This window comes from Massiliimicrobium timonense (genome assembly GCF_002160865.1).
Lineage (GTDB): Bacteria > Bacillota_I > Bacilli_A > Erysipelotrichales > Coprobacillaceae > Allocoprobacillus.
The window spans coordinates 1-7,686 of sequence record NZ_NFLJ01000060.1; the positions used below are offsets into that span (position 1 = coordinate 1).

A 7,686-nucleotide genomic window follows, 5' to 3' on the forward strand; every position below is an offset into this window, starting at 1 on the left:
GGGTATAATAAATGGGATGACACACCACCCTAGAACTGTAGAAATCTCAACAAGTCCAGATTGTTGAGTATAGATCATCATAAACCATGCTGTTCCAAATGCATAACATACAAAAAGACCAGCAATCATAGAAAGAATGAAAACAATTTGATTTCTTCCAAATATTGCTTCTATTCCCCACATAAGTATTGCTGAAAATAAAAAGCCTATAATATAACCACCTGTTGTGCCAAAAATAATACCAATACCACCGGAAAATCCTGAAAATACAGGAATACCAACAGCTCCTAAAAGAATATAAGCCAAGACAGCTAAAGTTCCTCTTTGTCCACCTAAAATACCAATCGCAGTAAAGATGCCCATCGTTTGTAAGGTAAATGGAACAGTTGCAGGAATAGTTATCCATGAACAAATTGATATCATCGCAGCGAATATACCTATATAGACAATATCACTTGTTTTGTTTTTTGAGATTACTTTTGTCATAATTTATACCACCTGTTTTTAATGTTATAGCTATCATAACAGATGCTCATCTAATTGTAAACTATAAATTATATTTTAATTTACAATTAGACGTTATATGATAATGTTATATACCATTCATCAATGATAAAAATCATGTCTCATCGACAATAATATGATAAAACATTGAAAAATTATCATTTTATACATAAATATATTGAAAAGTCATAAAATAAGCTACATAATTTTATTGAAAAGTTTATTATCTTGAAATTTATTTCTATTTAAAATATGGAGGAGAGATATGTTATATAGAAAAATAAGTCAAGTTATTGAAGAACATTTATTATCAGAGAATTCAAAGATATTACTCGTAGATGGAGCACGTCAAGTCGGGAAAACATATATTATTCGTTATGTAGGGAAAAAATTATTTAAAAATTTTATTGAAATTAATATGATTGAAGACTCAATAAGTGATAGATTATATGAAAATGTAAAATCTGTAGAAGACTTTTATTTACAAGTAAGTATGACAGATGGAAACAAAATGGGTCAAAAAGAAGAGACTCTTATATTTATTGATGAAATTCAAGCATATCCACATTTTTTAACATTATTAAAATTTCTGGCACAAGATAATAGATTTACATATATAGCCAGCGGATTACTTGGAGTTATTTTATCTCAAACAACCTCTATTCCTATGGGAAGTATTAAAAGAATTCATATGTATCCTTTGGATTTTGAGGAATTCTTATATGCTAATGGGATGAATCAATTTGTTATTGAATCAATGCAAAATAAATTTAAAAATTTAGAATCATTAGATGAATCAGTGCATCAGAAAATAATGGATTTATTTAAAAAATATTTGTTAGTTGGTGGTTTGCCTGATGCTGTAAATTCATATATAGAAAATAAAAATATTCAAGAGGTACGTCAAATTCAAAATGAAATTCATGAATATTATGCAACAGATGCTTCTAAATATGGCCAAGAAAACAAATTGAAAATACGATGTATATATGACATGATTCCATCAAATATGGAGAACAAAAAGAAACGTATGATTATAAAGGATATAGAGAATAAAAAAGGAAAAACATCCAATGACTATGTTGATGAATTTGAATATTTAATAAGTTCTGGTATTGCTTTGGCTGTACAAGCAATATCTAACCCATCTTTTCCATTAATAGAATCAATGGGAAAGAATCTTCTCAAGCTTTATTTCAATGATGTTGGTATATTTACAAGTATTCTCTATGGACCTAATATACGAGCAGTATTGGATAATGAAAAAAGTATAAACTTAGGATCAGTTTATGAAAATGTTGTTGCCAGTGAGCTTATTGCTCATGGTTCGAGGTTATATTATTATGACAATCGTTCAAAAGGGGAAGTAGATTTCTTATATGATGATTATGATAGCTTATCTGCTGTTCCTACTGAAGTGCAATCAGGAAAAGATTATACAGTTCATAGTGCTCTTAATAATTTATTGAAAAATGAAAGCTATCATATTCAAAAAGCATATGTTTTATCTAACGAAAGACAAATAAAGGTTAAAGGTAAAATTATTTATCTACCAATATATTTTATAATGTTCTTTTAGAATAAAATAGGGTCATTAGATTATTTATGATTTATTTAATAGATTTGATTCAGGATTATTGTTGAATATCAATTATTTATAAGATTTTAAAAATGAAATTTATGAGGTAAATCAAATGAAGAAAAGTATGAAAATATTTGCAACAAAAGAAGATTTACAAAACATATTTTTAACTTTTCAACAAAATTTTGCAGTATATTATGTTCCTAATTATTCTCAACAGAAAAATATTCTACATTAACTGAAGAAAATTTAGAAAATATTTTTATTGATTTAGGTGGATTGTATAATAATTCTATTCTCTTTCCAACCGAAATTTCAACTATACATTATGAAAATGAATTATCTAATCAACTTTTTAATGACCTTAAAAAGATAGTTTATAAAAACGCCACAATAACAAAAAATGGTTATAGTATCTGTTATCATGCCTATCAACAAAGAGAACAATATCGTTTTTGTACCATAAATGCTAAGTCTCCAAGAGAATATGATTTGATTATTGAATAATATGTGTTTTTTAGAAGATGTCAAAGAATTTTTACATAAATTTTTCTTTTTGTAAAAGATGTTTGATAGAAAGATTTATATTATTTTGATAAACTCGTAAGTGAAGGAGAGTGGGGATAATGAGAATAGCCGATCAAATAAAAAGTGCTCGCATACAAAAAGAATATACACAAGAGCAGTCAGCAGAAAATCTTATGGTTTCCAGACAGACTATTTCTAATTGGGAAAATGGAAAATCTTTACCAGATATTGTGAGTATTATTCGAATGAGTGATTTATATGATGTGAGTCTTGATGAATTACTGAAAGGAGATAAAGTATTAATGGAAAAAATAGAAAAAGATGCTATGGCAGTGAAAGTAGAGAAAAAAATCATAAAGTTTGCTTGGATATCTATTGTATTGGGTGTTATTGTGATTATTCTTGGAAATATTTTCGAAGATAATCCAGTTATTGATTTTATAAATGGCGCATTACCCTGGATTCTTCTTGGTTTGATGTTGTTGTTTGCTATGTTATATTTAAATAAAGAAGAAAATAGAAAGGCATAAATTAAGAATTGATTCGAGTGGTTTAAAGGAGATAAGCAAATGTATCATATACTTAATTGGAATACAGGATTAACGGAAGATGATCAATTTTTAGAAGAAATCTTACAATATATTAAAGGTTTTCTAGATCAGAACAATGCAATTGCTGTATTACAACAAATACCATATAAAGATTATGAAAATAAATGGAATTTACATGCAATATATATGAGAATTTTAGAAGCTTTTCCAGAGACTGAATATTCCATAATAAAGAATGACAATTTTAATAATGGATATATTATCATGATGACTGTTATTATCACAAAATTAAAGACATGGGACTATTGTGATGATGTGGTTTATCCTCATGCTATAGCATCAAATAGAGAAGTTGCTATTAAACTTCATGACAAATACAGTTTATTAGGTTTGCATGCAAAAAATGGACAGGAAAATCTTTCCTATATAAAAAGTATTAGTAATCATGCAGATATTATTGTAGGAGACTTTAATGCGGGTGATTATGATCAATATCCATATTGGAAAATTTTTAGGAATATATTAGAAAGTCATGTATGTATCTGCAATATGCCAACAAAAGTTATCCTTTCTTCAACAGGTGAACTTTTAAGAAAAAGTTGTATTGATCATGTTTTTGTTAGAAGAGAACTTGTATCAAAGTGTTCTTGTATGAAGGTGCATGAAGATATTACATTTTCTGATCATTATCCAATAACTTTCGGTATAGGACTATAAAATAATCTATTTGATAGCAGAAGTGTGAAAATAAATCACAGAATATATTTTAAGATAAGTAAAGATTGATGATTTACTTTATTCTTATTTAGAAGTATAAACTTGATATTACCAGAACTGACAATTTTGTCTAATTGAAAGAAAATGACTTTTTCTCGCTTTGTGTCGTGTTCAAAAAATGATGTTAATGGTATTTTGTTAATGAGGGAGGTAACTCATATGGATCAAATGAAAATCGGAGCTTTTCTTAAAAAACTTCGAAAAGAAAAAAATTTAACGCAGGAACAGCTTGCAGAACAATTCAATGTTTCTGGAAGAACAGTATCACGATGGGAAACTGGTATAAATATGCCGGACATAAGCATTTTGGTTAATCTGGCTGAGTTCTATAATGTGAGTATCCCTGAAATTATTGATGGAGAAAGGAAGAGCGAGAAAATGAATGAAGAAGTCAAAGAAACAGTATTAAAGTTATCGGATTATGCGGAAACAATAAATCAAAAAATAAAAATAAAATTATTTTGGTTAACAATTGCTGCTTTGTTGGGAATGATAGCGTTTTTAGTAATTGAAACATTAGGTTTGAATACACCAGACAGTTTATACGAATATATAGCAAGTGCAGGGCTGGGTTTGGACTTTGGTATGTTAATTGTGATTGCAATGTACTTGTCGGGTGTTCTTGGAAAGATAAAAGCAAGACGAATGAAGCTTAAGAATATTCACTAGATATAAAAGTTTGATAATTAAGATGCGGATTCATTTTTTTATCTTGAATATAAATGTTTATTTGTATATTTTTTAGATCATTTATGATGAAATTATTGGTAATCATATGTTTATGATTAAAAAAAGAACAAGAAATGAATTGTCATAAAGCAATGATTTCGTGTTCTAGTATTGTTATGAGAAAATTATTTTATTTTCAAATTATTTATAAAAATTGGGACTGTAAGCTTGCTAAAATACCTTCTGTGATAGTAATAGTGATGATTTGTAATATTTCTTCTTTTGATGTTTGTGTGCTTTCTAAATGCCACCATTTTATAGCAACTAAGATATTTGAAGCAATAATTTTTGAAAAATAATTAGCAATTTTGATTTGAGAATCACTAATGTGATAATGATAAATAAGTTCGTTTAATAAATAATGACTATAGATTGTCAGCATTTCATCAAAAATATTTATGGGTAAATCATTATTGTATAACACTATAAAAATATCTTTATGTTTATTAAAATAATCTAATAATGAACTAAAATATGGTTTAAAATCATTCTCTTTTTTTAAATGAAGAGTAATAAATTGGCAATGAATATTTTTTTTAAATTGCTTGATGAGTTCTTCAACTATTTTATAAATTAAATCGTATTTGTCTTCATAATTTCTATAAAAAGTAGAACGATTGATTTGACATTCATTAATTAATAGTTTAATGGTAATGTCTTGGAATTTATAGCGTTCTAATAAATTGATAAAATGTGATTCAATATTTTCTTTTGTTTTGATGTTTCTTAAATCTTTACTCATTTTTTCCTCTCTAATGCAACATTCATTGTGAAAAAGTTGCATATGCAACTTTTTTAAGTGATTTATCGCTTGTTAATTATTTATCATAATTATATCATTATTTATAGAAATAATAAAGATATAAGGAGATAAAGTATGAAAAACAAATATTACCCTCATCTATTTGAAAAAGGAAAAATTGGAAACGTTGTTATCAAAAATAGAATTGTACGTAATTCTATGGGAACGTACTTAGGTAATCCAGATGGTACAGTCACTGATAGACAAATTAAAGCTTATGCACAAGCTGCTGATGGTGGTGCTGGACTTATTTTTATGGATAATGCTGTACCTGTTCCTATGACATCTTGTGGTTTAAGAGCGGACAAAGATGAATTTATTGCTGGATTAACTTTGTTGGCAGAAACAGTCAAAGAACATGGAGCAATTCCTGGTCTACAATTGGCACATCCTGGTAGAGATGCAGCATTTGTAGGAAGTGCTGATGTTATTGGAGCATCACCAATTACTTTTGAACCATGGTATGAAATGGGATTTAAAATGCCTAGAGCTTTAACTATTGAAGAAATTCATGATTTAGTAGAGAAATTTGGAGATGCTGCTTTAAGAGCAAAAAAAGCTGGGTTTGAAGTCCTTGAAATTCATGGGGCTGCTGGATGTATTCCTACAAATTTCTTATCACCTCATGATAACAAACGTACTGATATGTATGGTGGTTCACTGCATAATCGTATGAGATTATTGATAGAGATTGTCAGAAATATGAAACAGAAATGTGGAGCTGATTTTCCTATTGGTGTTAAATTAAGTACTGAAGATTGGGAACCAGAAGGAATTCGTATAGAGGAAACAATTGAAGTTGCGAAAGCATTAGAAAAAGAAGGTGTATCTCATTTAAATATGATGGGTGGGACACATGCAACTGCATCTCGACAATTCTTATTGCCAAATGCTTTTAATGCTGAACATACAAGAATGATTAAAGAGGCTGTTCATATTCCTGTATTTATTGGACACAATATTTTCTCTCCTGAAGAGGCAGAAAAAATGCTGGCTGAAGGAAATGGTGATTTTGTGGCTTTAGGACGTTCTCAATTGGCTGACCCAGCATGGGCTAAAAAAGCGAAAGAAGGGAAAGCAAGAGATATTAAACCATGTATCAATTGTATGATCGGTTGTATTGATAAAGGAATGTTAGGTCATACACCAATCCATTGTACAGTGAATCCAACTTTATACAGATTTGAATGCAAACCTATTGTTGAAGCTGAAGTTAAGAAAAATGTAGCAATTGTAGGTGCTGGTCCAGCAGGATGTGAGGCAGCATTGACGGCATCTTTACGAGGACATAAAGTCACTATTTTTGAAAAGAGAAGTTTTGGTGGTGCTATGATAGAAGCAAGTAAACCAGACAATAAGGCAAATATCAAACGTTTGATTAATTATTATGAAGACCATATTACTCATGATCCTAATATTACTTTAGTTAAAAAAGAAGCAAATTATGATATGCTTGTTCAAGGTGGCTATGATGCTGTTATTATTGCCATAGGAGGTAAAACAAGAATTTTAGATGTTCCAGGTAGTGATAAGTCATCAGTTGTTTATGCAAATGACTATTTAAATGGTTCTCGAGTTGTTGATGGAAAAAATGTCGTTATTATTGGTGGAGGTATTACAGGAGCTGAAACAGCACTAGAATTAGATAATGATGGAAAAAATGTAACCATTGTAGAAATGGCAGATACTTTCTTAGCTAATTCTGGTTCATCTTGTCAAGCTTATAATATTGCCATTGCTCAATCAAATATAAAAATTATGACTGGTAAACGTTTGGTTGCTGTAGAAGATAATGGGGTAGTTTTAATTGACAGATGGGGTAACGAAAATACTGTTGATGCTGATAATGTTGTTATTGCAGCAGGATTTACTCCTCAGTATGATCTTGCAAATCAATTAGAAGAAAATACAGAAATGGAAGTTTATAATATAGGGGATAGCAAGAAAGTTCGTCAAATTTACGATGCTATTCATGAAGGATTTATAGCAGCTAGACAAATCTAATATTTGCTCTGTTATATTATCATATTTTGTTGAATCTATTCTTTTTATCCTTCCCAAAATGAATAGATGATAAAAATGAATGTCATAAAAATGGCTCTGTGTCAAGAGTGGAGGGGAAGTAACTGAATCAGTTACTTCCTTTTTTAAATAATGTCATACTTAAAACCAAGATGCAGAAGTATTCTTTTTCTTAGGTTTTGAAAATATCT

The 7,686-nt window shown here is 29.0% G+C and carries 8 protein-coding genes; 6 read left to right on the forward strand and 2 right to left on the reverse strand.

Annotated features, from left to right (window positions below; translation table 11 throughout):
* Nucleotides 1-486, reverse strand: a 486-nt coding sequence (locus B5E75_RS13565) for a biotin transporter BioY (RefSeq protein WP_087360313.1), incomplete at its 3' end; no start/stop codon positions are given.
* 283 nt (nucleotides 487-769) lie between these two features.
* Here B5E75_RS13565 and B5E75_RS13570 point away from each other — a divergent pair.
* From B5E75_RS13570 to B5E75_RS13590, 5 genes are all read left to right on the forward strand, one after another.
* Nucleotides 770-2,083, forward strand: coding sequence for an ATP-binding protein (locus B5E75_RS13570; protein ID WP_087360315.1), 1,314 nt, complete (start codon nucleotides 770-772; stop codon nucleotides 2,081-2,083).
* Between the two features lie 115 nt (nucleotides 2,084-2,198).
* Nucleotides 2,199-2,324, forward strand: a complete 126-nt coding sequence (locus B5E75_RS14980; RefSeq protein ID WP_275068659.1) for a hypothetical protein — start codon at nucleotides 2,199-2,201, stop codon at nucleotides 2,322-2,324.
* A gap of 388 nt (nucleotides 2,325-2,712) precedes the next feature.
* Entirely contained in the window at nucleotides 2,713-3,144 is a 432-nt protein-coding gene (locus tag B5E75_RS13580; RefSeq protein WP_087360321.1) for a helix-turn-helix transcriptional regulator, read from the forward strand.
* Between the two features lie 39 nt (nucleotides 3,145-3,183).
* Complete coding sequence (locus B5E75_RS13585) at nucleotides 3,184-3,882, forward strand: exonuclease/endonuclease/phosphatase family protein (protein ID WP_087360324.1); 699 nt, start codon at nucleotides 3,184-3,186, stop codon at nucleotides 3,880-3,882.
* A 219-nt stretch (nucleotides 3,883-4,101) separates the two neighbouring features.
* Nucleotides 4,102-4,611 (forward strand): helix-turn-helix domain-containing protein, encoded by a 510-nt coding sequence (locus tag B5E75_RS13590; protein ID WP_206413995.1) that lies wholly within the window; start codon nucleotides 4,102-4,104, stop codon nucleotides 4,609-4,611.
* A 205-nt stretch (nucleotides 4,612-4,816) separates the two neighbouring features.
* On the opposite strand, the gene B5E75_RS13595 is transcribed toward B5E75_RS13590, so the two are convergent.
* The gene (locus tag B5E75_RS13595) at nucleotides 4,817-5,413 is read right to left on the reverse strand and encodes a TetR/AcrR family transcriptional regulator (protein ID WP_087360330.1); all 597 of its coding nucleotides are present in this window, start codon (nucleotides 5,411-5,413) and stop codon (nucleotides 4,817-4,819) included.
* A 135-nt stretch (nucleotides 5,414-5,548) separates the two neighbouring features.
* Here B5E75_RS13595 and B5E75_RS13600 point away from each other — a divergent pair, with 135 nt between their 5' ends.
* On the forward strand, nucleotides 5,549-7,477 hold the full coding sequence (locus B5E75_RS13600) for an NAD(P)/FAD-dependent oxidoreductase (protein ID WP_087360332.1): 1,929 nt from the start codon (nucleotides 5,549-5,551) through the stop codon (nucleotides 7,475-7,477).
* The last annotated feature ends 209 nt before the right edge of the window (nucleotides 7,478-7,686 follow it).